Genomic DNA, 23,087 nt, shown 5'->3' with positions numbered 1-23,087 from the left:
CGGCGAAAAGCACAACGGCGGCAGGTTTGCACCTGCCGCCGTTGCTGGTCATGCATGGATCAGAACTTGACGTTCAGTGCCAGCGTAGCTGCGCGACCCGGGGCGATGCCCGCGAAGTGCGAGGCATAGGCCTTGGTGAAGTAGAGCTTGTCGGTCAGGTTCTGCACGTTCAGCTGCAGGCTGATGTTGTCCTGGATGGCGTAACCGATCATGGCGTCCCAACGGGTGTAGCTCGGGATCCACTTGGTGTTGGCGGTGTCGCCGTACTGCTTGTCGACATAGCTGGCACCGCCACCGATGGTCAGGCCGAACGGCAGTGCATAGGTGGTCCACAAGGTTGCGGCATGCTTCGGCGTGTTCGGGAACATGTTGCCGTTGTTCGGTGAGACGATCCACACGCCCGGTGCCGGGCAACCGGTGCGGCTGGAGACCGAGCAGACAAAGCCGTTGTCCTTCAGCTCCGAGTCCATGTAGGTGTAACCGGCAGAGACGTTCCAGCTGTCGGTGATCTGACCGGTGACGCCCAGCTCAAGGCCATTGATCGCCTTCTTGCCGGCGTTCTGGGTGGTGCCGGTGTCGATGACGACGCGGGCATTGCTCATCTCGGTGTGGAAGATGGCGGCGGTCAGGTTCAGGCGCTTGTCGAGCAGGTCCCACTTGGTGCCCAGCTCGTAGTTCTTGGTTTCCTGCGGCTTCAGATTCTGGATGGCGGCGCTGATCGAGTCATTGCCTTCACCGCTGTCCATGCCGGGCGGGGTCGAGGAGGTGCCGTAGGACAGGTAGATGCTGCCATTGGCGGTCGGCTTGAATACCACGCCAGCCTGGTAGTTCAGGAAACCGTCGCTGTTGCGCAGCACGGTCGGTGCTTTGTTCAGGACCGGGGTGACCTGCTCGGTGTCGTAGTCGTCCCAGCGCAGGCCGAGGTTGACCAGCCACTTTTCACTCAGCTCGATGGTGTCGAACGCATACACCGACTTGGTCTTGGTGGTCTGCTCGATATCCAGGGCCTTGTTGGTGCGGGTCACCGGGTGGGTGGCCGACCACGGATCCTTCGGATTCGGGTTGTAGAAATCGGTGCAGTTGTAGCCGGTGGCTGCGCCGGTACCCCAAGCCGGATTGCAGGCTTGAGGAGTACTGGCCGGAGCTACGGGATTATTGGTACCGGCACCGCCGATGTTGTAGCCGCCCTTGCTGCTCTTCTCTTCGCTGTATTCAACACCGGCGCTGTAGCTGTGCTTCAGGCCACCGGTCTGGAAGGCGCCGGTCAGGCTCAGCTGGTCGGCGAAGGTCTTGGTGTCGATCGCGCGGTTGTTGGTACGACGCCACAAGGTGCCGTACAGGTTCGGGTTGTTCTTGCTGTCGTCCGGCTGGGTCCACAGGTAGTCATTGCTGGTGTTGCCCAGGCGCGCGATGTTGCGCAGCTTGTGCTCGCCGAACGAGTAGCTGGCGTCCAGGGTGCTGATGTCGGCGCGGGTACGCTGGAAGTCGCGGTCAATCAGGCCGTAGTAGTTGTTGCGGTTCGGAACCAGCGGTGCGCCGGTGGTGGTCTTGGTTGCCGGGTTGCCATACGGGAAGCCGCCGGCATCTGGCATGTCATCGGTTTCCAGGTGGTAATGGCTGGCGATCAGCTGCAGCGGGCCGTTCAGGCCGAACGCGATCGACGGCGCGATACCCCAGCGGCTGACGTTGGCAACGTCACGGCCGGCGATGTCGGACTCGTGCTTGAGCAGGTTCAAACGTGCGGCGATGCCATCGCCGAGCACGTAGTTGGCGTCCACGGTGGCGCGCGCATAGCTGTCGGTACCAATGCCCATGCTGGCGCTGGTTTCGTTCTTCAGCTTCGGGGTCTTGCTGACCAGGTTGATGCTGCCGCCGCCGGAATCACGGCCGCCGTAAGCCGAGCTCGGGCCCTTGACCACTTCCAGCTGCTCCAGATCGAACACTTCGCGGGTCTGCGTACCAACGTCGCGCAGGCCATCGACGAACATGTTGCTCTGGCCGTCGAAGCCACGCAGGAACGGACGGTCACCGGTGGAGTTGCCGCCTTCGCCGGCACCGAAGGTGATGCCCGGGACCATGCGCAGTGCGTCGACCAGGTTGGTCGCGCCGATTTCCTGGATGGTCTTCTCGGTGACCACGGACACCGACTTCGGCGTATCCAGCAGTTCAGCGGTGAACTTGGGCGAGGACGGCGCAAACCAGCTGCCGCGCACCTGTACCTGATCCAGATCGGTGGCCTTGTTCTTGGCCGAGCCGGCATCGCCTTCGGCGGCGAAGGCGGTCAGCGGCGAAAAGCCGGCAGCCAGGGTGGCGGTAGCGAGCATGGTGGCGCGCGGAGCGTACTTGCGGGTCTTGATATGGGTCATGGACGGGTATATCCGGGAGAAAAAGGAACAGGTAGGCCTGGCGGGCCGGTGGCACCGCGGGCAGAAGTGGAAAGCGGAGGTATCGAAGGCGGCGCGCGCTGGACGCGCAGGGTCTTAGGCGGCGTGGGTACGCGGCGGGGCGTGGCCGGGATTGAGCAGCAGGTACGGTGCCAGCGGATAGCGCTGGGCACGTTCAACCGCGTGCTGCAGCAGCGTGTCGCTGGCGGCAGTCAGAAATACGTGGTTGGGGGTAAGCGGGGCAAGCAGGACCGGGCTGGACAGCATCGGTGCAGGGCGCGGCCTGCTGAGGCGTGAGGTCTCAGCGCCGGATTCGCTTATCGCGGTCATCAGCAGCGGTTGCTGCGGATGGCCGGGCTCAGGCGAAACCAGGATCTGGTCGAAACCTTCCATCGCTACCGGCACGGTAACCACGGCCTTGGCATGAAGCGCCATGGCCCAGACCAGCAACATGCCGAACACCAGCATCAGCCAAGGCAGGCGCCGCCGCACGGTGGCGACAGTCAGCGTTTGAGCCTTGGTGGAGGGGGAGGGCATGGGGAAAGACGCGGGCCGTTAATTTCGCGTTATCGCGATAGATGCGCATCTTATTGAGAATTGTTTGCGTTTGCAATGCCGATGTGCCTAGGACAGCCTTGCCTTTTATGGGTACGGGTCATTGGTTGGAGGCGGTGTGGGGCTATGCAAGATGTAGGCGGTCGGGCGACCGATGGCCGTGCTGTCAGGTTTGCCCGTGGCGCAGCGAACGAGGCTGGCTGGCGTGTTGCGCTGGTATTGGCAGAGGGGGAGCCACTGCCGCAGCTCCCCCGACAGCGGTCAGGATCAGTCGCGGTCGTCGCGTGACCAGATGCCGCCGTGTTCACGCTTGACCGGGAATTTTGGCACCGCCGTATAGGCCGGTGCGCACAGGGCGCGGCCGTCGCGGATGTCGAAACGGGCACCGTGCAGGATGCACTCGATGCTGCCTTCGTCAGGGTCCAGGGTGCCGGAGGACAGTTCAAACTCCTCATGCGTGCACTGGTCTTCCAGCGCGTACAGCTCGCCGTCCAGGTTGAACACGACGATCGGTGAACCGGTGACTTCATCGAAGCCGGTCTTCATTTCGCCTGGCAACAGCTCTTCGCTGGCGCAGATGAAGGTCCAGGTCTCGCTCATGCGGTGGCCCCGAGCGGCTTTTCCAGGATCTCGAACTGCAGGTCGTCGCGCTTGGGGATACCGAAGCGTTCATCGCCATACGGGAACGGCTTCTTGATGCCGGTACGCACGTAACCGCGGCGTTCGTAGAAGGCGATGAGTTCATCGCGGCAGTCGATCACCGTCATGTGCATGACGGGCAGCTGCCACTGCTCGGCGACATGCTGTTCCGCGCGCTGCATCAGCTGCTTGCCGATGCCGCCGCCTTGGGCGGTGGGGCTGACCGAGAACATGCCGAAGTAGCCGTGGCCGTTATCGTCGGCGACATGGCAGCAGGCCTGCAGCTGGCCGTCCTTTTCGGCGAGCAGGATCACGCTGCGTGGGCGGTCGAGATCGCCCTGGATGCCGGCGGCGTCGATACGTTGGCCATCGAGGATGTCGGCTTCGGTGGTCCAGCCGACGCGCGAGGCGTCGCCACGGTAGGCGGAGGTGACCAGATCGATCAGGGCCGGGATGTCGGCGGCGGTGGCGTTGCGGAAGGTCAGCGTGTTCATGGATTGCATTCTAGCGCTGGGAGCCGGAACGGACGATGGGAGGTGTCTTGGGCGGTGCTCCCTCCCTTTGTCGCAGGCAAGGGGAGGGCTGGGGAGGGGTAGCCTCTTCGCAAGGTGATGCAGCAGAGGCTTCGCTTCTGTGGTGCCGAGCGATGCTCGGCTGAGGCGCTACCCGTGAAACCCCAGCCCAGCAAGGCACGCCACTACAGGTGAAGCGGCTGCCTTGCCTTCAGCGCATGAAGAACTCCACCGGGAACGACAGCTCCAGCGGCGCTTTGCGTGCTTCCGGTACGGCCGGCAATGGTGTTGCGCGGCGGAAGGTATCCAGTGCGGCCTGGTCGAGCATGGCCGAGCCGGAAGTCTGTTCCAAGGCCAGGGACAGCACCGAGCCATCACGGGCCAAGCTGACGCGGACGTGTGCGATGCCCTGCTCGCGGCGGGCACGGGCGGCATTGGGATAGCGGCGATGGCGCTCCAGCTTGGCCATGACCCGACCTTCCCAGCTGTCCTTGCCGGGGTTTGCTGCGCTCGGCCCGGGCGGTAGCGGCGGGGTCAGCGGTGCTGCGGCGATCGAAGCTTCCTGTTGTTGCGGGGCCAGCGCCTGCTGCACCGGTTGTGGTGGCGCGGGCGGTGGAACCACCCAGTTGGCATTGGCGCGCGGTGGTGACGGCGGCAGTGGACGCGGCGGTTCCGGCTTCTGTTTCTCCGCCGAGGCCGCAGTGGAAGGTGTTGGCGCGACGATTTCTTCCAGCGGCTGCTCCGGTGCGCGCGGTGGCAGCATCACCAGCTGCGTGCGTTCGGCGGGCTCCTCCAGCGGCGGATCCATGCTCGGCGCGCGGCTCCACAGCAACAGCGCGAACATTCCAATGTGCAGCAACACGGTCACGGTTGCAGCGACCGAGCGGATGCCGCGCTCTTCCGATTGCGGGGGCGGCACCGCGGCTACGCCGCGCGGCAGCGGCCGGGTCAGCAGATACAGTGCGCAGCCGCCCATGCCGATCGCAACCGCCAGCCACAACAGCAGCGACGGATGCGCGAAGTACCAGAACATCGCAAACCCCAGCGCCATGCCGCCGCAGGCAAAGGCTTTGGCACGTTTCGAGATCGCGCCTTGTTCGCGCCACAACCGCAACGGCGGGCCGAACTGCGGATGCTGCAGCAACCAACGCTCGAAGCGTGGCGAGGAACGGCCAAAGCAGGCGGCGGCCAGGATCATGAAAATGGTGGTGGGCATCACCGGCAGCAAGGCGCCGATGATGCCCAGTGCCACCATCACCATGCCCAGCAGCAGATAGCCCACGCGCACGGCGCGATGACGCCGTGGCGGGGTTGGTGCGGTGGCAAGTGTTGCTTCCATCTCAGTCGGCAAACGCCTGCTCGACATAGCCATGCACGCGCTGGAACGCCTGCGTGGCACCGTCCACCATGCGCTGCTCCTGCTCGGCGTCCAGCGCATCGCCATCCAGCGCCTCGGTGAAGCGCCGCCAATGACGCGCGCGGCCATCCGGGTGTCCAGCCAGGTGTCGCGCACCGTGGTTGGCATCCAGGCCGATCTTTGCCGCCAGCTTGAACAGGATCGCAGCGCCCAGGTTGGAGCCTTCGACCACGTACAGCCAGCCCAGCGCGGTGTCCGGGTCGATGTCGTGGCTCAGGGCTGCATGATCATCGGCGGGCAGGGCTTCACCCAGATCGAGCAGATCCTGCTGCAGTTCCTGCAGACGCTGGCGCTCGGCCAGATCCGGCAACAAGCCCTGCAGCGCTGGCAGCGAGTACAGCACCGCCAAGTCACGGTGGAAGCGGTACTGCACGCGCAGGAAGCGCCGATAGTTGTCCAGCGAGGCAAAGGGTTCGCCGCGCATGATGCGTTGGTCCAGCCGCTCATGGGTGCCGTGGGTGGCGGCCTTCAAGCGTTGACTGCGACTGATTTCCAGCAGCATTGGGGAAGCAGACATATGCGGTTCCTCAGAAGTTGACGGTGAAGCCCATGCGCACGGTGCGACCCGGCGAGGGCATCAGGCCCAGCGTCATCGCGTCCATGTAGTAGCGGTCGGTAAGGTTGTCCACGCTCAGGTCGAGCGCGACGTGGTCGTTGATGCGGTAGTTGGCGAACAGGTCGACCAGCACGTAGGAGCCCCAATCCACCACCGGGATGATGTTGCTGGCACGCGGCAGGGTCGGGCGGTTGCCGGTGTAGCTGACCCGGCCACCGGCAGTCAGCCGCTGGTCGAGCTGATGCGTGCCCAGCGTCAGTGCGCCGGCGGCGCGTGGCGGGACGTGATTGCTGGCATAGCTGTCGGTGACGCCGCCCGGATAGCAGGCCGGTGACTTGGTCGGATAGGCACGGTCGCTGTGGCAGAAGTTGGTGTGGGTGTAATAACTGCCGGACAGTTCACTGAAAAAGCGCGGGGTGCGGTACTCGGCGGTGATCTCGTAGCCCTTGAAGTCGGCGTTGTCGATATTCTCGATCACCGGTGCCGATACCCAACCTTCGAGCTGTACGGTGGTGCGGGTCAGGTAATCCTTTACGTGGTTGTCGAAGTAAGCCAGCTTCAGGCGTGCTTGATCGCTTTCTGTGAACAGACCATCGCGCAGCAGGTTGATGCCGTACTCGCGGTTCTTGGCGTGCTCCGGGCGCAGGTCCATCGCAAACATGCTGGGAACCGGGCCGGAGCTGGTCTCGAACAGGCCGGGCATGCGCAGCGCTTCGGCATAGCGGGCGTAGACCTGTATGCCCTCAAAGGGAGTGAAGGTGATCGCCGCGATCGGTGTGTTGCCGCTGGCCTTGCCCTGCAGATGCACGTCGGTATAGGTGATGGGCCGGGTCTGCGATGGCACCCGGGTGACTTCGCGGTCGTAGCTCTTGTAGCGGGTATGGCGTACCGAGCCATCGAGCTTCAGCCAATCGGTCGGCACCCACTCGGCGCTGGCGAACAGGCTGCTTTCCTCGCGTTTGGCGTTGTTGCTGCTGAAGCTCTGCGAGGCGCTGATCGGATGCACGTCTTCCTTGCCGTGGGTGAAGCCGTATTGCAGGGCGACGTCGCCCCAGCCGGTGATGAAACGCGAGGTGTTGGTGGCGTCGATGCCCCAGCGCTCGGCCTGGCGGTAAGTGGTCTCGATATAGGTGTACTCCGGCGGCAGCGCCGGGAACGAGTAGACGTTGCGGATGGTGTTGTCCAAGGCCGTGCGCCAGGCGTTGGCCTTGAAATCGATCAGTTCGTTGGCCGGTTGCCAGCGGTAACGTGCGGTCCAGGTATCGGCATCGACATCGCTGAGCGCCGATTGCAGCGCGCCTTCACCGCGCAGGATCGCCGAAGGCATCAGCTCGCCGTAGCGGCTCTGGTACTTCATGCGGCCCAGTTCCAGTGCCTGGTCGGGGCTGGGCTTCCAGGTTCCCTTGAGCAGCCAGGATTGATTGTCCACCGAGGTGTTGAGCACTTCTTCGCCAGCACGGAAGCGGTTAAGGCCTTCGAAGCTGACGGTGGTGTACTCGACCCAGCGGCCGCGGCTGTCGGTGGTGCGCGAAGTGGCGAAGTGCGGCTCGGGCGCGCCCGGGCCATTCTCGCCGGCGAAGTAATTGCCGGTCTTGCGACGTGCGAAGGCGCCCAGCACTTCGAACTGGCCCCAGCGTTTGGTGGCGGCAATGCTGCCGCTGCCACCGGTCGGGGTGCCGGTGGAAGGACGGTCCATGCCGGTGTCATCGGCAAACTGCGTAGGTACCCGCTGCACGGTGCAGGTGCGGCCACCACCGCAGGCGGTGAGGAAACGGCCGCCATCGCGCAGGCCGCCGGTGGTGAAAGCCGGCGGAGGTGATGACGAGTTGTCGCTGAAGCTGCCTTTCAGGCGGATGCCCCAGTCCTTGTCGCCGCTGATGATGTCGTCGGCGTTCAAGGTGCGCATGCTGACCACGCCACCAATCGCGCCGACGCCTTCGGCACCGCTGGTCGGACCCTTCTGGATGTCGATGCCGCCGATCATGTCCGGGTCGATGTAGCTGCGCCCGGCCACGCCGGCATAGCCACGGTAGACGGTGACCTGCTGCTGGCTGCCGTCGATCAGCACCGGCACGCGGTTGAAGCCCTGCATGCCGCGGATGTTCAAATCCAGCGCGCCGGAGTTGCGGTTGTCGCCGTTGATGACGCCGGCCACGCCCTTGAAAATGTCGCCTGCCTGGGTGCCGCGCGAACGCTCGATCTGCTGCAACGAAAGGTGCGCGCCGGACTGCGGCGAGCTGTAAGGCGTGTCAGCCGGATTGCGACTGTCATCGCCGAGCTGGGTTCGGTTTCCCTGGTCACCCTGCACCCGCAGCGTGCCGATGCGTTCCACGCCACTGGCCGGCGCGCGCTGCACGGTCAATGCGCCGCTGGCGGTGGTGGCCAGCTGCAGGCCGCTACCTTGCAAGGCTTGTGCGGCGGCCTGTTCGACCGAGTACTGGCCGCGCACGGCCTTGGCCTGTTTGCCCTGCAGCAGTGCTGGATCCACCGACAAGGTGCGGCCGGCGCTGGCGGCGATGCGGTTGAGGCTGGCGCCAAGCGGGCCGGCGGCAACCTGGTAGTCGATCAATGCCGCATCGGCGGCAGCGACGCTCTGTGCATGGGCCAGTGGTGCGGCGCAGGCCAATGACAAAGCAAGGGCAAGGCAGGAAGGGCGAAGCAGGGGGGAGGCGGACATCGATACGGCTTCCGAAAGAGGGTTTCGGATAGGGATGTGTATCGAGGGCGAAAAACCGGACACACTCACGCTATCTTTTTTCGATCAGGGTGAGCGGGCCATAGGAACGGATTAGCAGCGGCAGGGTTTCGGCCAGGGCGGCCAAGATGCGATCGCTGTCGTCCAGCGCGAATACGCCCTGTACGCGCAGTGCGGCGGCCTCGGGCGACACCCGTAGGAAGCCGCTGCGGTAAGCGCGCAGACGCTCCACCAATTGCAGCAGTGGCGCATTGTCGAGGCTGACCTGGCCCTGCAGCCAATCGGTCAGCTGCAGTGGATTGCTGCCGAGTGCGGTGATGCCGCTGGCATCGATGCGGGCACTTTCCCCGGCGAGCAGGCGCTGGCTGTGGCCGTGCTGGTCTTCGATCAGTACGTGATCGCTGAGCACCGCAACCTGGGTGGATGCCTCGTAGCGCTCGACCATGAGCTTGCCGCGAAGCAGGCTGAGTTTGGTGTGCAGGCTGTGCAGCAGCAGGGGGCGAGGATCGGCGGCGATGTCCAGCAGCGCCCGCCCGCGTCGCAGCCATAGTTGGCGCTGGTTGGCAGCGAAATCCAGATCCATCGCGCTGCGCGCATCCAGCGTAAGGGTGCTGCCGTCATCCAATGCGAAACGGCTGCGTTGCCCGGTGGCGGTGCGCAGGTCAGCAGTGAGTTCGCGCAGCGGGAACTTGCGGTCGGCCAGCAGCGCTGCACCGCCAGCGGTGAGTGCGAAGGCGGCCAAGGAGCGCAGTGCGACACGCCGCGACGGGCGCAGCAGCAGTTCACGCGCCTGTTGGTCCTGGCCTGGATGGCGCTGGGCAACATCGCGCAGCCGCTGGAAGCGGCCCTGGATTTCCTGCAGCTGCTGCCATGCGTTGCGATGCTCGGCAGAGGCATCCAGCCAACGCTGCAGCTGCTGATGACTGCCCGCATCGGCGCTGCCGGACTGCAGCAGCACCATCCAGTCGATGGCGGCACTCATTGCGGTTTGCGCGTTCACTTGAGCGTCTCCGAGTGCTGCAGATCCTGCAGGCAGCACGTCCATGCCTGGCGCAGATAGCGACCGACCGTGCGTACCGATACGCCAAGCTGCTGTGCGATCTGCTCGTGACCCATGCCATCGAGCTGGCTGTAGAGGAAGGCAGCGCGTGCCGGTGCCGGCAGCGATTGCATGCTGCGGTCGACCAGAAGCACTGTTTCCAGTAGTAGCGCACGTTCTTCGGGCGAGGGTGAGAACGCCTCGGGACTGTGCCGCAGCTGCTCCAGCCAAGCCTGTTCCAGATCACGGCGACGACGCAGATGGAACAGCAGGCGCTTGGCAATGGTGGTCAGGAATGCGCGTGGTTCATCGATGCTGGTCAGCGGCGTACGCGATGCCGCGACCTGGCTGAAGGTCTCGGCGGTGATGTCTTCGGCATCCCAGCGGCAGCGCATCTGCCGGCACAGCCGCGCCAGCAACCACCGATGGTGATCACGGAACAAGGTGGCGAGGAGGGAAGACGACGCAGGGCTCATCGTTCATGCAAATGCGAATTGTTCGCATTATTGCATGTGTGAGCGGCGCTGTGCAGCGGGGGTGTTCTGGTCGGTTGTGGGAGCGGCGTAAGCCGCGAAGCTGGCAGATTGTCGGATTGCGGGATCAGTGATCACTGCGGCCATGTCTGCTTCGCGGCTTACGCCGCTCCCACAACCAAAACGAATGCAGTACCGAGAATCTGCCGAAGCCAGCAATGCGCTCCCTCCCTTTGCCGAAGGCAAGGGGAGGGCGGGGCTTTTGTGCTGTTGGATTTGTGGCTTCGCGGCTTACGCCGCTCCTACAACAGCTGAACTGCTCAACCCAGCAGGCTGCGCACTTTCTTCAGCGCAGCCATGAAGGATTCAATCTCTTCATGCGTGTTGTAGAACGCCAGCGAGGCGCGGCAAGTCGCTGCCACGCCGTAGTACTGCAGCAGCGGGTGTGCGCAGTGCTGGCCGGAACGCACGGCAACGCCCTGCAGGTCGAGCAGGGTCGCCAGGTCGTGCGCATGCGCGCCTTCGATCTGGAACGACACCACCGCAGCCTTGTTCGGCGCGGTGCCGAAGATGCGCAGGCCTTCAATACGCTGCAGTTCTTCGGTGAAGTGGGCCAGCAGTTCCTGTTCGCGCGCTTCGATGTGCTCGCGGCCAAGTGCTTCCAGGTAATCCACAGCCACGCCCAGACCGATGAAACCGGCGATGTTCGGAGTGCCGGCTTCGAACTTGTGCGGAGCATCGTTGAACACGGTGCCGTCGAAGCTGACTTCCTTGATCATCTCGCCACCGCCGAGGAACGGCGGCATGTCCTGCAGATGTTCACGGCGTGCCCACAGCGCGCCGGTACCGGTCGGGCCGCACATCTTGTGGCCGGTCACCGCGTAGAAGTCACAGCCGATCGCCGTCACATCCACGCTAAGGTGCGGCGCGGCCTGCGAGCCATCAATCACGGTGATGATGCCGCGCTTGCGGGCCTCGCGGCAGATCTCGCGCACCGGGTTGATGGTGCCCAGCACGTTGGATACGTGCGTGAGTGCGAGCAACTTCACTTCCGGGGTCATCGCTGCATGCAGCGCGTCCAGGTCAAGGCTGCCATCGGGCTTGATCTCGGCCACGCGGATGGTCGCACCGGTACGCTGGGCGACCAGCTGCCACGGCACGATGTTGGCGTGGTGCTCCATGCGCGACACCAGGATCACATCGCCGCTCTTCAAACGCGGTAGCGCCCACGAATAGGCAACCAGATTGATCGCAAAGGTGGTGCCGCTGCACAGCACCAGCTCATCGCCGCGTACGTTGAGGAAGCGCGCCAGCTTGGTGCGCGCACCTTCGTAGGCGTCGGTGGCTTCGGTGCCAAGCGCATGCACCGCACGGCTGACGTTGGCGTTGTAACGGCGGTAGAACTCGTCCACCGCGCCGATCACCGACAGCGGCTTCTGCGCAGTGTTGGCATTGTCGAAATACACCAGCGGCTTGCCGTTGACTTCGCGCATCAGCAGCGGGAAGTCGGCGCGCACGCGCTCCCAGTCGGGGGCGGTGGCCGGGTGGTGGATCGGACGCGGGGAACTGAGATTCATGCCATGCCTGCCTGTTGCAGTGCCTGGTCCAAATGGCGGGCCAGCTTTTCGGTGAGAACGCCTTCCACGGCTGCCAGCGGTTCGTGGCAGAACGCTGCGCTGAGCATGGCGCGCGCCTGTTCGGCCGGCACGCCACGCGAGCGCAGGTAGAACAGCGCGTTGGCGTCGAGCTGGCCAACGGTGGCGCCGTGCGCTGCCTTGACCTCGTCGGCGTCGATCACCAGCGTCGGCTGGGTATCGATCTCGGCATCGGCCGACAGCAGCAGGTTCTTGTTGGACAGGTTGGCGTCGGTGCCATCGGCACCTTCGCGAATGCCGATGCCGCCATGGAACACCACGCGGCTGCGGTTCGCGGCAACGCCGCGCCAGACCAGCTCGGCGCTGGTGTTCTTGGCGATGTGTTCGATGCCCAAGCGGGTATCGATATGGCGGCGACCGGTGCCGAGCAGCACGCCATTGGCGGTCAGCTTGGCGTTGTCGCCCTCCAGACGCACGTTGAGCTCATGACGGCTCAGTGCGGCACCCAGTTCCAGGTCGATGCGGCGGTACTGTGCATCGCGTGCAAGCACCGCGTCGGTGCGCAGCAGCGAGGTGGCACGCGCGCTGTCGGCCTGTACGCGGGCATGGGACAACACCGCATCCTGGGCGATATGTACGTGTACCAGAGTGTTGTCCAGGTGCGCGCTGTCGCCTGCCTGCAGGTGGTGCTCGACCAGGCCGAACACGGCGCCACGGCGCAGCTCGATCAGGTGGCGGTGATGCCAGGCGTGGTCGGTGCTGTCTGCCGCGCTGATGAACACCAGATGCAGCGGCGTTTCGCTGACGATGCCGTCGGCGACCTGCACCACTACGCCTTCATCGGCGAGTGCAGCATTGAGCTGGGCGAACACTTCCTCGGCGCGCTCGAAGCGACGGCCGAGGAAACGCAGCGCTTCGGGCTCTTCGCTCTGTACGGCAGACAAGGTACGCACCTGCACGCCTGCATCCAGCGTCGAAAGATCGCTCAGCGCAGCGCTGTGGCGGCCATTGACGAAGACCAGACGCGGCGACGGGATGTCAGCCAGCAGCGCGGTATCGATGTCCGGGGCCTGCAGCGGTGCAGCGGTGAAGCTGCGGCGCTCAAGCTGGCGCAGCGAGGTGTATTTCCAGGCCTCGTTGCGGGCAGCGGGCAGGCCGGTCTTGAGCGCGGCTTCAAGCAGCTCAGCGCGCTCCTTGCTGCCGCAGAAGGTGCCGGCCAGTGACTCCAGAAGGGCGCTCATTACTTGGCGGCCTCACGGACCACGCGGTCCTTCAGGAAGTCATAACCGTGCGCTTCCAGCTCCAGCGCCAGTTCCGGGCCACCGGTCTTGACGATGCGGCCGTCGGCCAGCACATGCACCACGTCCGGCTTGATGTAGTCGAGCAGGCGCTGGTAGTGGGTGATGACCAGGAACGAACGCTCCGGCGAACGCAGCGCGTTGACGCCATCGGCCACGCTCTTCAGCGCATCGATGTCCAGGCCGGAGTCGGTTTCATCGAGGATCGCCAGCTTCGGCTCAAGCACGGCCAGCTGGAAGATCTCGTTGCGCTTCTTCTCGCCACCGGAGAAGCCTTCATTGACGCCACGGTGCAGCAACTCGTCCTTCAGGTGCAGCACGGCCAGCTTCTGCCGGACCAGCTTGAGGAACTGCATCGAGTCCAGTTCTTCTTCGCCGCGTGCCTTGCGCTGTGCGTTGAGCGCGGCGCGCAGGAAGTAGGTGTTGTTGACGCCGGGGATTTCCACCGGGTACTGGAAGGCTAGGAACAGGCCGGCAGCGGCGCGCTCTTCCGGGGCCAATTCCAGCAGGTTGCCATCTTCGAACTGCACGCTGCCGGCGGTGACGTCATAGCCGTCTCGGCCGGACAGGACATTGCCGAGGGTGGACTTGCCGGCGCCGTTCGGACCCATGATGGCGTGCACTTCGCCCGGCTTCACTTGCAGCGACAGACCCTTGAGGATTTCCTTGTCGCCGATGCTTGCGTGGAGGTTTTCGATCTTCAGCATGAGGGTACGTTCTTCAATATGTAGAGTGCGGGGCGATCAGAGCTCGCCTTCGGCGCGATCGAGAAAGGTGGCGCGCAGCCATTGGGTGCGCTTGCGGGTCAGTTCGGCCTTGTTGGCCGAGTACAGCATCGGGTACATCGAGCCGTACAGGACGCGTGGGTTCTCGTCCTTGCCCACCGGGTAGCGCGCTTCGATATCGGCATCGCGCAGCGGGATCCACAGACGCTGGGCGGCGCGCAGCTTGTCGATGGCAACCTGCTGGCCCTGCAGCTTCTGCATCACCTGTCGGTACACAGCGTTGAGCTCAGCGTCGGCTGCGGTGGCTTCAGCCGCCGCACACTCGTTGATATCCAGCTGGGTGCGGGCATCGTCGCAGGCCTTGCCCGGCGACGCGGCGGAGGCGGCGAACGGCAGCACGGCCAGCAGGAGCAGCGGCAGGCGGCTCATCCGACCGATCCTTCCAGCGACACTTCCAGCAGCTTCTTGGCTTCCACCGCGAACTCCATCGGCAGTTCCTTGAAGACCTGCTTGCAGAAGCCGTCGACAATCATCGACACCGCGTTTTCCTGGTCGATGCCGCGGGCGCGGCAATAGAACAGCTGGTCGTCGGAGATCTTGGAGGTGGTGGCCTCGTGTTCGACTGTCGCGGTCGGATTCTTCACTTCGATATAAGGGAAGGTGTGGGCGCCACACTTCTTGCCGATCAGCAACGAGTCGCACTGGGTGTAGTTGCGTGCGCCTTCGGCGCCGCGGTCCACGCGGACCAGACCGCGATAGGTGTTCTGGCCACGGCCGGCGCTGATGCCCTTGGAGATGATCTTGCTCTTGGTGCGCTTGCCGATGTGGATCATCTTGGTGCCGGTGTCGGCCTGCTGACGATGGTGGGTCAGCGCCACCGAGTGGAATTCACCCACCGAGTCATCGCCCAGCAGCACGCAGGACGGGTACTTCCAGGTGATGGCCGAGCCGGTTTCCACCTGGGTCCAGGTCACCTTGGCACGTGCACCACGGCATTCGGCACGCTTGGTGACGAAGTTGTAGATGCCGCCGACGCCGTTCTCATCGCCCGGGTACCAGTTCTGCACGGTCGAATACTTGATCTCGGCATCTTCCAGCGCCACCAGCTCGACCACCGCGGCGTGCAGCTGGTTCTCATCGCGCATCGGCGCGGTGCAGCCCTCCAGATACGAGACATAAGCCTTGTCCTCGCAGATGATCAGGGTGCGCTCGAACTGCCCGGTGTTGCTGGCGTTGATGCGGAAATAGGTGCTCAGCTCCATCGGGCTGCGCACGCCGGCCGGCACGAACACGAAGCTGCCGTCGGAGAACACCGCCGAGTTGAGCGCGGCGAAATAGTTGTCGCCCACCGGCACCACCGAGCCCAGGTACTTGCGTACCAGCTCCGGGTATTCGCGGATGGCTTCGGAGATGGAGCAGAAGATCACGCCCTTTTCTGCCAGTTCCTTGCGGAAGGTGGTCCCGACCGAGACCGAGTCGAACACCGCATCCACGGCCACGCCGGCCAGCTTTGCCCGCTCATGCAGCGGCACGCCGAGCTTCTCGTAGGTGTCCAGCAGTTCCTTGGGCACTTCGTCCAGCGACTGGTACTTCGGGCCCTTGGGCGCGGAGAAGTAGCTCAGCGCCTGCAGGTCGATCGGCGCGATTTCGAGCTTGGCCCAGTCCGGCTGGCGCATGGTCAGGAAGTGGCGATAAGCGTCCAGGCGCCACTGCGTCATCCACTCGGGCTCTTCCTTCTTGGCTGAGAGCGCGCGGATGACGTCCTCGTCCAGACCCGGGGGGAACGACTCGGATTCGATCAGCGTGACGAAGCCTGCGTCGTATTTACGACCCAGTTGCTCGTGGATTTCACGGTTCGGGCTGTCGACGGTGTCGACCGGTTCGATGATTTCGGTGGCCATCAGGGCTGCCTACGGTTGTTCAGGAGACGACGTCGGCACTGATGCGTCGACGGTCGGCAAGCGGTAAGGGGTGCAGCATCTGCGCAAGGGTGACGCCGCGCAGGGCATCGGAAACCACGTCATTGATCAGCCGCCAGTTGGAGCGCACACCGCACTGGCCGGCAAGGCCGCACTGGCTCTGCTCTTGGCTGCACTCAGTGATGGCCAACGGGCCTTCCATCGCTTCCAGGATCTCGATCAGGGTGATCTCGGAGGCCGGGCGGGTGAGCCGGTAACCGCCGTGGACACCGCGCAGGCCTTCAACCAGACCGGCCTGGGCCAGCGGCTTGAGCAGCTTGCTGACGGTGGGCGGTTCCAGTCCGGCGGCTTCAGCCAGATCGGTCGCGCTCAGCACTTCGGCTGGCCGTGCGGCAAGCACGGTCAGGACGACGGTGGCGTAATCGGTGAGCTTGGTGACGCGGAGCATTGCGGCAGTGGGGAATCAATGTGGACCAAAATTGTACGCTTTCTCGCCGGGAGGGCCAAGTTTTGCTGTTCAGGTGGCAGAAACCCCCGGCCAATCATGGGATTGCAGCTGGTTCCTCTCCCCTTGCGGGAGAGGCTGCCGAAGGCGGGAGAGGGGGGGGCGAAGCCGCTGCTGTTTCCTCTCCCCTCGTGGGAGAGGATGCCGGAGGCAGGAGAGGGGGCGGCGCAGCCGCTGCTCTTTGCTTCTGCTTCCCAAAAAGTCAGGCAGGCATATGGGTGAGTTCTGATCCCGCGCCAACAGCTACCCCTCTCCCCAACCCTCTCCCGCAAGGGGAGAGGGAGCTAGAGGCGGCACCCATGGGTGTTGGGTATTTGTCATATGCCAATCCCCGCTTGGGTTGTCCTGCGCGATGGGCGAGAATCACCGCCTCACTCAAGTCCCGGCCATGTAAATGCCCAAGAAGATCCAGGCGCGCAAATCCTCCATCCACGGCAACGGCGTGTTCGCCGTGGCCGCCATCAAGAAGGGCGAGCGCGTCATCGAATACAAGGGCAAGCGCCGTACCCATGCCGAAGTAGACGCAGACGATGCGGGTGATGTGGAAACCGGCCACACCTTCCTGTTCACCCTGAACGACGATTACGTCATCGATGCCAACTACAAGGGCAATGATGCACGCTGGATCAACCACAGCTGCGATCCGAGCTGCGAGGCGATGATCGAAGAGGCCGAAGGTGACGACCGTACCGCCGACAAGGTGTTCATCGAAGCCATTCGCGACATCAAGGCCGGCGAAGAGCTGACCTACAACTACGGCATCACCCTGGCCGAGCGTCACACCCCGCGCCTGAAGAAGATCTGGGAATGCCGTTGCGGCTCGCCCAAGTGCACCGGCACGATGCTGCAGCCGAAGCGCTGAGTCTCTGGCGGCACGGCCTGCTTTTGTAGGAGCGGCGTCAGCCGCGAAGCCACTGCCAGCTCAGGTGCTCCGTTTTGTGGGAGCGGCGTCAGCCGCGAAGCTACTGTCAGCTCAGATGCTGTCAATGAATGACGAGGCGGCTGTGTGGGGGAAGGCTCCGCTCCGAGGCTTGTACATTGTCAGCTTCGCGGCTTACGCCGCTCCTACAAACCAAAGAAAAAGGCCGCAATCGCGGCCTCCTTCGTTTCTACAGCAGGACCGCTCAGTTCCCCAGCAAGCCCTGCGGCACAAAGCTGCCCAGGTTCTGGTTGAAGTCCACGGCGATGCGGCCGTTCTGGATGCCGACCGATTTCACCTGCAGTACGCCCATCACCTTGGCGATGGCCGGGTCGATCCTGTAGATCGGTTCGCGGCGGGCATAGTCGGCCAGCCAACTGTTGAGCAGGCTGCGGGTGCTTGAATCCAACTCACCACCACCAGCACTGGGGCGGAAGCCATCAACGGTGGGCTGATCCAGGTGGAAGCCCTGGGTCTGCGTGTCATAACGCAGGCCGCTGCTGATCTGTACATCGCCCACCGGCATCGACGAGCCGCCAGCGGCCATGGCCAGGTTGAAGCCCAGATCCAGGCGGCTGCCCTGTGGCAGGGTCAGGTGTGGCTGGCTCACGGTCAGCGCCAGCAGCCCGCCCAGTGCCTTCTGGGTGCGCGGGAAACTGCCGTCCAAGTATTGCTGCACATCGGCGGCGCCAACGGTCAACTGTTTGCCGTTGATCTGCGGTGCGGCATGGGCGCTGCCGGCCATGGCGAGCAGGGCGATGCTGGAGAGGAGCAGGGAACGCAGATTCATCGGGTGTACTCGGTGATGGCAGCAGGTTGGACTAGCAAGATAACCGGATCGGGTGAACGGCCAATTAGCGGGCTCGGTCCAATCGGGCGTAGGCACTGCCCGGCTGGTATCCCCGCCACTGCGACGGATAAGCGGACCGGTGCGATATCAGCGCTTGAAGTGCTGTTTTCCGGTCGCGATGCTCAGGCGGGCAAGCCGATATTACTCTTGGCCTGCGCAAGCGGCTTCCGCTCCCGCGCGACGATGTCGGAGGTCTGCAGGGCCGGGCGGCTTGCTGCCAGCGACTTACTCCGCCGAAGTCTGCAGCTGCTTGAGCTTGTGCAGCAACTGGCCGAGCTCCGGTTGCAGCGCGCTCAACAGGCTGTCGGGCTTGGCTGCCGATTCGGCCAGGGTCTCCAGCAGGCCGGTGACAACCACCACGCCGGCGTCCTCATTGCAGGACAGTCGACGTTGGCCTTGCGCGGATTCCAGCTGGCGCATCCAGTTGTATTGGCTGCGTTGTTCAAATTCGATTGAGCAACGGCCGCTGCACTGCTGGCCGTCGGTCTCGATCGGAGTGACGGAGATTCGGTAGCGATGCTTGCTGATGGACATGGTGGACTACATGGGGAAGCGGTGGGAGTGGCCACCATAGGCCCGCTCCGGCGCCGGTACGAGGCGTTGGACCATGACGCTGTGTTCCAGTGTTTTTCCCATGCCACAGGCGGAACGCTGCGACCCATGGGAACGTTTTCCACGTTGCGATGAAGCAAAAAAAACGGGACGGCAGAGCCGTCCCGTTCATTCGCCAAGGGGCGCGCTGATTACAGCGCAGCGTCCTTGAGCTTCTTGAGCGGACGCACCTTGAGCTTGGTGGTGGCCGGCTTGGCGGCAAACCACTGCTCTTCCTTGGTGAACGGGTTGATGCCCTTGCGCTTCGGCTTGGCAGCAACGCTCACGGTGGAGATCTTCAGCAGGCCCGGCAGGGTGAAGGAACCAGCGCCCTTCTTGTTGACCGAGGCGGCAACGGCGCCTTCCAGGGCGGCGAACACAGCGCGCACGTCCTTGGCAGCGACCGAGGTGGCTTCAGCGATGTGGGCAACCAGACCGGACTTGGTCAGTGCTTCCTTGATCGGCTTCAGTGCGGCCGGCTTTGCGGCAGCCTTGGTTGCAGCCTTCGTAGCTACTTTCTTCACTGCCTTCTTCGGGGCAGCCTTTTTAGCGGTCTTTGCCATGATTTCCTGTTCCGTGAACGGTTGGTTGTTGGTCGTGCCGACCCCGTCGGCAAGCGAAATGTAGGGCATGAATTGCGTGACGCCAATAGGTAATCGAAGAAAAAGCCCATAAAAATTGGTTCTGGACGTATTTGGACAACAAATCGGTGCTGGAAGTCATGCAAAAACCGGGTTGGACTGCGATCAATCGCGGTGTTGCCCGCGCTCGACGGGCACGCCGTTGTGCCGATGGCTGCGGCGCACAAACCACTAACACGCTGTGGTTTAGGCTGGCCCGGCCATCCACCACGAGGAGTTCGACCATGGGTATTTCGCGTCACGCCACCGCACACTGGGAAGGCGATCTGAAGACCGGGCAGGGCCGCTTGAGTACGCCGCAGAGCGGTTTGATGGAGAACACCCGCTATGCCTTCAACAGTCGCTTCGGCGATGAGAAGGGCACCAACCCCGAAGAACTGATTGCTGCCGCACACGCCGGCTGCTTCACCATGGCGCTGTCGGCCAAGCTCAGCGAAGCCGGCTTCCCGCCGACCTCGTTGGACACCCGTGCCGATGTCGACCTGTCGATGGAGGGCGGCCCGCAGCTGTCGCAGATCCGGCTCAAGGTAAAGGCGGTGGTGCCGGGCCTGGACGAGATCCGGTTCCGCGCAATTGCCGATGACGCCAAGCAGAACTGTCCGATCTCCAAGGCACTGAGCGCGGTGCCGATCAGCCTGGATACCGAGTTTTCGGCCTGATTTGGCTCCGGCCCGGCGAGCGTTCAACGCTGGCCGGGCCGGTTCAGGATCGTTTCACCCGTCGCGCCTGAGCATCGCTCATCCCTCGTTCCTCATTCCAGCCGGAGTGGTTACTGCCATGAGTCGCTCGCTAGCTGTTGCCGCTGTCCTGATTGTCGGTGGTCTGGTCGCCTCCAATGCGTCCGCGCAGCGTTATGACGACGGCCAGTATCGTCCCAACGGTTCTTACGATGATGGTCAGTACCGGCCGGACCCGCGCTATGACGATGGTCAGTACCGCGGCGGTGACAACGCCGGTAACGGTGCGGTGTACGACTACGCGCGGGTTGTGCGGGTGGATCCGGTCATCGTCAACGGCAGCCAGGGCCGCAATGAGCGCTGCTATGAGCGCAACGATGGCGGTTATGTGGATAACAACAATGGTTATCAGGCCGGCGGCTATGGCAACAACGGCTACGGCAACAACAACGGCTATCGAAATGACGGCTATGACCAGCGTGGCTACGACAACGGCCAGTACCGGCAGGGCAACGAAAGCGGTCGCCAGTGGGCGACGGTGATCGGCGGCTTGGCTGGTGCAGTGCTGGGCAGCCGCATCGGCGGCGGTGATGGCCGCTTCCTGGGCACCGCGGTCGGCACCATTGCCGGCGGTGCCGCCGGGCGTGCCATCTACGAGGCCAACAGCCGGCCCAACTACCAGCGCGGTGACGTACGCGTTTGCGAGCCGACAGGGTATGGCAGCGAGAGCGAGCGGGTCGACGGTTACGACGTCACCTACGAATACGCCGGCCGGCAGTACCACACCCATCGCGATTACCACCCGGGCGAGCAGATCCGCGTACGCGTGGACGTAAGCGCCGACTGAGCGTAGCGGGCGTTTCTGCCCGCATGAGGTGCGGGGCACGGTTTGTCAGGTTGGGCCGATGACGGCATAGTCCACGCATTCCGTTGCGGAGAGTGCCTGATGCGTCGTATTGCCTGTGTAGCCCTGTTGCTCCCTTGCCTGCATGCAGTCCCGGCCCAGGCCGAGGTCAAGCTGCTGGTGGCCGATACCATTCGCACCGGCGACCCGGCGCAGCCGGTGGTCGGTGCAATCGCCTGGGAAAGTGACAGCGGCAAGGTACTGGATGTGGGCAGCGCCGATGCGCTGCTGCAGTTGTACCCGCAGGCACCGCGCATCGACGTGGGTGACGCGACCGTGGTGCCGGGCCTGATCGACGCCCACGCCCACATCATGGGCCTGGGCAACACCTTGATGCAGGCCGATCTGACCGGAGCGCGCAACCGTGGTGAAGTGCTGGCGCGGCTGAAGGCCTTCGAGAAAACCCTGGCGCCCGGTGAATGGCTGCTGGGCCGCGGCTGGGACCAGAACCGCTGGGACAACACCGATTTCCCCACCGCTGCCGATCTGGATGCTGCGTTCCCGCAGCGTCCGGTGTATCTGGAACGCGTCGACGGCCATGCCGGCTGGGTCAACAGCGCGGCCATTCACATCGCCGAGAAGGCGGGAAAATCCTTGTCCGGTGAGTGGCAACCGGAGGGCGGGCGCATCCTGCGCGATGCCGCTGGCAAGCCGAGTGGAGTGCTGGTCGATGGCGCCGCATCATTGGTCTATGCGCAGATCCCAGCGCTGGACGATGCTTCGCGCGAAAAGCGTCTGCAAGCAGCACTGCAGGCGGCGGTCAGCAATGGTCTGACCGGTGTGCACGACATGGGCGTGTCGCGCGAGGACCTGACGCTGATGAAGCGTCTGGCCGACCAGGGCAAGCTGCCGCTGCGCATCGACGCCTATGCCGATGGCAACAACGAAGCATTGGAGGACCTGTGCAAGGCCGGCCTGTACGCCCATCCGGGCGGCCGCCTGCAGATGCACGGGGTCAAGCTGTATATGGATGGTGCCCTGGGCAGCCGGGGCGCGGCACTGCTCACCGCCTACAGCGACGACCCGCACAACCACGGCCTGCTGATGACCTCACCGGAGGAGTTCGAAGCCGCCGTGCGCAAGGCTGACGGTTGCAAGGTGCAGGTCGCCACCCACGCCATCGGTGATCGCGGCAACCGCATCGTGCTGGATACCTACGAGAAGGTGCTGGGCACCCACAAAGACAACGATCACCGCTGGCGTATCGAGCACTCGCAGGTGGTGTCGCTGCAGGACATCCCGCGTTTCGCCAAGCTCGGCGTGATCGCCTCGATGCAGCCGACCCACGCCACCTCGGACATGGGCTGGGCCGAGCAACGGGTTGGACCGGAACGCATCCTCGGCGCCTATGCCTGGCAGCGCTTCCTGCACAGCGGCGCACGGCTGGCATTGGGTTCGGACTTCCCGGTGGAGCAGGTTGACCCGCGGCTGGGCCTGTATGCGGCAGTGACGCGCCAGGACCGCGATGGCCAGCCGCCAGGTGGCTGGCAGCCGGAGCAGCGCTTGAGCGCGGCCGAAGCGCTACGCGGCTTCACCAGCGACGCAGCCTGGGCGGGCCACGACGAAGCCCAGGTCGGCATGCTGCAGCGTGGGCTGCGTGCGGACTTCGTGGTGCTGGATCGCGATCCGTTGAAAGTCGCTGCTGATCAGCTCGATGATCTGAAGGTGCTGTCGACCTGGGTCGATGGTGAGCCGGTTTACAAGGCCGCAGCCACGCCGGAGGGTTGAAACCCTAGTTGTTGCAGGAATACGGTTCAATCAAGCGCAGCAGGGTAGTGCCGAGCCATGCTCGGCAGAGGCCTTACCGACACTTGCCGTCAGCTGTAGGAGCGGCGTAAGCCGCGAAGCTCACAGTTCATCTGATTACAGGGATGCGGGTAATTTCATTGCCCTCAGCTTCGCGGCTGACGCCGCTCCTACAAACAGAGCAAGGTAGTGCCGAGCCATGCTCGGCAGAGGCTCTACCGGTAAACACCACCAGTTGCAGCAGCAATGCTGGTGTAGCTCAGCCGCTGTTTGTCCACCTGCAACGTGCATGTTTTGAGTTGATCGAGCTTCCCATGGATCATCAAGACCTAGTGTCAATCATTTGCCATTCAGAAAAGAGCGCCATCGCAATTGACTGTAGCGATTTCTCTATGGGAATTTAGGAATTCTCGCGAGATAGAGGGTAATTTCTCTTACACACATTCG

The 23,087-nt window shown here is 63.9% G+C and carries 22 protein-coding genes; 4 read left to right on the top strand and 18 right to left on the bottom strand.

Annotation, left to right across the window (positions count from 1 at the left end; all coding sequences use genetic code 11):
• Nucleotides 1-59 precede the first annotated feature (59 nt).
• The 15 genes from ACVOMB_RS03080 to ACVOMB_RS03010 all read right to left on the bottom strand — a co-directional run bounded on the left by ACVOMB_RS03080 (nt 60) and on the right by ACVOMB_RS03010 (nt 16,255).
• Entirely contained in the window at nt 60-2,366 is a 2,307-nt protein-coding gene (locus ACVOMB_RS03080; protein WP_481529820.1) for a TonB-dependent receptor, read from the bottom strand.
• 114 nt (nt 2,367-2,480) lie between these two features.
• A complete protein-coding gene (locus ACVOMB_RS03075; protein WP_481529819.1) occupies nt 2,481-2,921 on the bottom strand; it encodes a hypothetical protein in 441 nt (146 codons plus the stop codon).
• A gap of 285 nt (nt 2,922-3,206) precedes the next feature.
• Nucleotides 3,207-3,539 (bottom strand): non-heme iron oxygenase ferredoxin subunit, encoded by a 333-nt coding sequence (locus ACVOMB_RS03070; RefSeq protein ID WP_303749185.1) that lies wholly within the window; start codon nt 3,537-3,539, stop codon nt 3,207-3,209.
• Complete coding sequence (locus tag ACVOMB_RS03065) at nt 3,536-4,072, bottom strand: GNAT family N-acetyltransferase (protein WP_481529818.1); 537 nt, start codon at nt 4,070-4,072, stop codon at nt 3,536-3,538. The genes ACVOMB_RS03070 and ACVOMB_RS03065 overlap by 4 nt, the downstream gene beginning before the upstream one ends.
• Before the next feature lie 229 nt (nt 4,073-4,301).
• Nucleotides 4,302-5,429: a TonB family protein gene (locus tag ACVOMB_RS03060; protein ID WP_481529817.1), complete on the bottom strand. Its 1,128-nt coding sequence runs from the start codon at nt 5,427-5,429 to the stop codon at nt 4,302-4,304.
• A gap of 1 nt (nt 5,430) precedes the next feature.
• Complete coding sequence (locus ACVOMB_RS03055; RefSeq protein ID WP_481529816.1) at nt 5,431-6,024, bottom strand: biliverdin-producing heme oxygenase; 594 nt, start codon at nt 6,022-6,024, stop codon at nt 5,431-5,433.
• A gap of 10 nt (nt 6,025-6,034) precedes the next feature.
• On the bottom strand, nt 6,035-8,740 hold the full coding sequence (locus ACVOMB_RS03050) for a TonB-dependent receptor (RefSeq protein WP_481529815.1): 2,706 nt from the start codon (nt 8,738-8,740) through the stop codon (nt 6,035-6,037).
• 70 nt (nt 8,741-8,810) lie between these two features.
• A complete protein-coding gene (locus ACVOMB_RS03045) occupies nt 8,811-9,758 on the bottom strand; it encodes a FecR family protein (RefSeq protein WP_481529814.1) in 948 nt (315 codons plus the stop codon).
• The gene (locus tag ACVOMB_RS03040) at nt 9,755-10,273 is read right to left on the bottom strand and encodes a sigma-70 family RNA polymerase sigma factor (protein ID WP_481529813.1); all 519 of its coding nucleotides are present in this window, start codon (nt 10,271-10,273) and stop codon (nt 9,755-9,757) included. The genes ACVOMB_RS03045 and ACVOMB_RS03040 overlap by 4 nt, the downstream gene beginning before the upstream one ends.
• Nucleotides 10,274-10,590: 317 nt before the next feature.
• Complete coding sequence (locus ACVOMB_RS03035) at nt 10,591-11,847, bottom strand: cysteine desulfurase (RefSeq protein WP_481529812.1); 1,257 nt, start codon at nt 11,845-11,847, stop codon at nt 10,591-10,593.
• A complete protein-coding gene (gene sufD / locus ACVOMB_RS03030; RefSeq protein ID WP_481529811.1) occupies nt 11,844-13,106 on the bottom strand; it encodes a Fe-S cluster assembly protein SufD in 1,263 nt (420 codons plus the stop codon). The genes ACVOMB_RS03035 and sufD overlap by 4 nt, the downstream gene beginning before the upstream one ends.
• Entirely contained in the window at nt 13,106-13,870 is a 765-nt protein-coding gene (gene sufC, locus ACVOMB_RS03025) for a Fe-S cluster assembly ATPase SufC (RefSeq protein WP_481529810.1), read from the bottom strand. The genes sufD and sufC overlap by 1 nt, the downstream gene beginning before the upstream one ends.
• Nucleotides 13,871-13,906: 36 nt before the next feature.
• Nucleotides 13,907-14,317, bottom strand: coding sequence for a lysozyme inhibitor LprI family protein (locus ACVOMB_RS03020; RefSeq protein WP_481529809.1), 411 nt, complete (start codon nt 14,315-14,317; stop codon nt 13,907-13,909).
• Nucleotides 14,314-15,789, bottom strand: coding sequence for a Fe-S cluster assembly protein SufB (gene sufB, locus ACVOMB_RS03015; RefSeq protein ID WP_481529808.1), 1,476 nt, complete (start codon nt 15,787-15,789; stop codon nt 14,314-14,316). The genes ACVOMB_RS03020 and sufB overlap by 4 nt, the downstream gene beginning before the upstream one ends.
• A 19-nt stretch (nt 15,790-15,808) precedes the next feature.
• Nucleotides 15,809-16,255 (bottom strand): SUF system Fe-S cluster assembly regulator, encoded by a 447-nt coding sequence (locus tag ACVOMB_RS03010; RefSeq protein WP_057627263.1) that lies wholly within the window; start codon nt 16,253-16,255, stop codon nt 15,809-15,811.
• Between the two features lie 451 nt (nt 16,256-16,706).
• Here ACVOMB_RS03010 and ACVOMB_RS03005 point away from each other — a divergent pair, with 451 nt between their 5' ends.
• On the top strand, nt 16,707-17,174 hold the full coding sequence (locus tag ACVOMB_RS03005) for an SET domain-containing protein (protein ID WP_303749196.1): 468 nt from the start codon (nt 16,707-16,709) through the stop codon (nt 17,172-17,174).
• Nucleotides 17,175-17,436: 262 nt separating this feature from the next.
• Here ACVOMB_RS03005 and ACVOMB_RS03000 read toward each other — a convergent pair whose 3' ends face one another.
• The 3 genes from ACVOMB_RS03000 to ACVOMB_RS02990 form a co-directional block, all read right to left on the bottom strand.
• Nucleotides 17,437-18,021: a YceB family lipoprotein gene (locus tag ACVOMB_RS03000; protein ID WP_481529807.1), complete on the bottom strand. Its 585-nt coding sequence runs from the start codon at nt 18,019-18,021 to the stop codon at nt 17,437-17,439.
• Between the two features lie 285 nt (nt 18,022-18,306).
• Nucleotides 18,307-18,615 carry a DUF3861 family protein gene (locus ACVOMB_RS02995; RefSeq protein WP_481529806.1) on the bottom strand — a complete coding sequence of 103 codons (309 nt, stop codon included), beginning with the start codon at nt 18,613-18,615 and terminating at the stop codon, nt 18,307-18,309.
• A 209-nt stretch (nt 18,616-18,824) separates the two neighbouring features.
• Complete coding sequence (locus ACVOMB_RS02990; RefSeq protein ID WP_481508646.1) at nt 18,825-19,235, bottom strand: HU family DNA-binding protein; 411 nt, start codon at nt 19,233-19,235, stop codon at nt 18,825-18,827.
• A 302-nt stretch (nt 19,236-19,537) separates the two neighbouring features.
• On the opposite strand from ACVOMB_RS02990, the gene ACVOMB_RS02985 reads away from it, so the two are divergent.
• The 3 genes from ACVOMB_RS02985 (at nt 19,538) to ACVOMB_RS02975 (ending at nt 22,622) form a co-directional block, all read left to right on the top strand.
• Nucleotides 19,538-19,972: an OsmC family protein gene (locus tag ACVOMB_RS02985; RefSeq protein WP_481529805.1), complete on the top strand. Its 435-nt coding sequence runs from the start codon at nt 19,538-19,540 to the stop codon at nt 19,970-19,972.
• Nucleotides 19,973-20,090: 118 nt separating this feature from the next.
• A complete protein-coding gene (locus tag ACVOMB_RS02980; RefSeq protein WP_481529804.1) occupies nt 20,091-20,837 on the top strand; it encodes a glycine zipper 2TM domain-containing protein in 747 nt (248 codons plus the stop codon).
• A 99-nt stretch (nt 20,838-20,936) separates the two neighbouring features.
• Nucleotides 20,937-22,622 (top strand): amidohydrolase, encoded by a 1,686-nt coding sequence (locus ACVOMB_RS02975; RefSeq protein WP_481529803.1) that lies wholly within the window; start codon nt 20,937-20,939, stop codon nt 22,620-22,622.
• The last annotated feature ends 465 nt before the right edge of the window (nt 22,623-23,087 follow it).

The sequence above is a fragment of the Stenotrophomonas sp. STEN018 genome (assembly GCF_056760235.1).
This window is presented reverse-complemented; position numbering and strand designations above follow the sequence as displayed.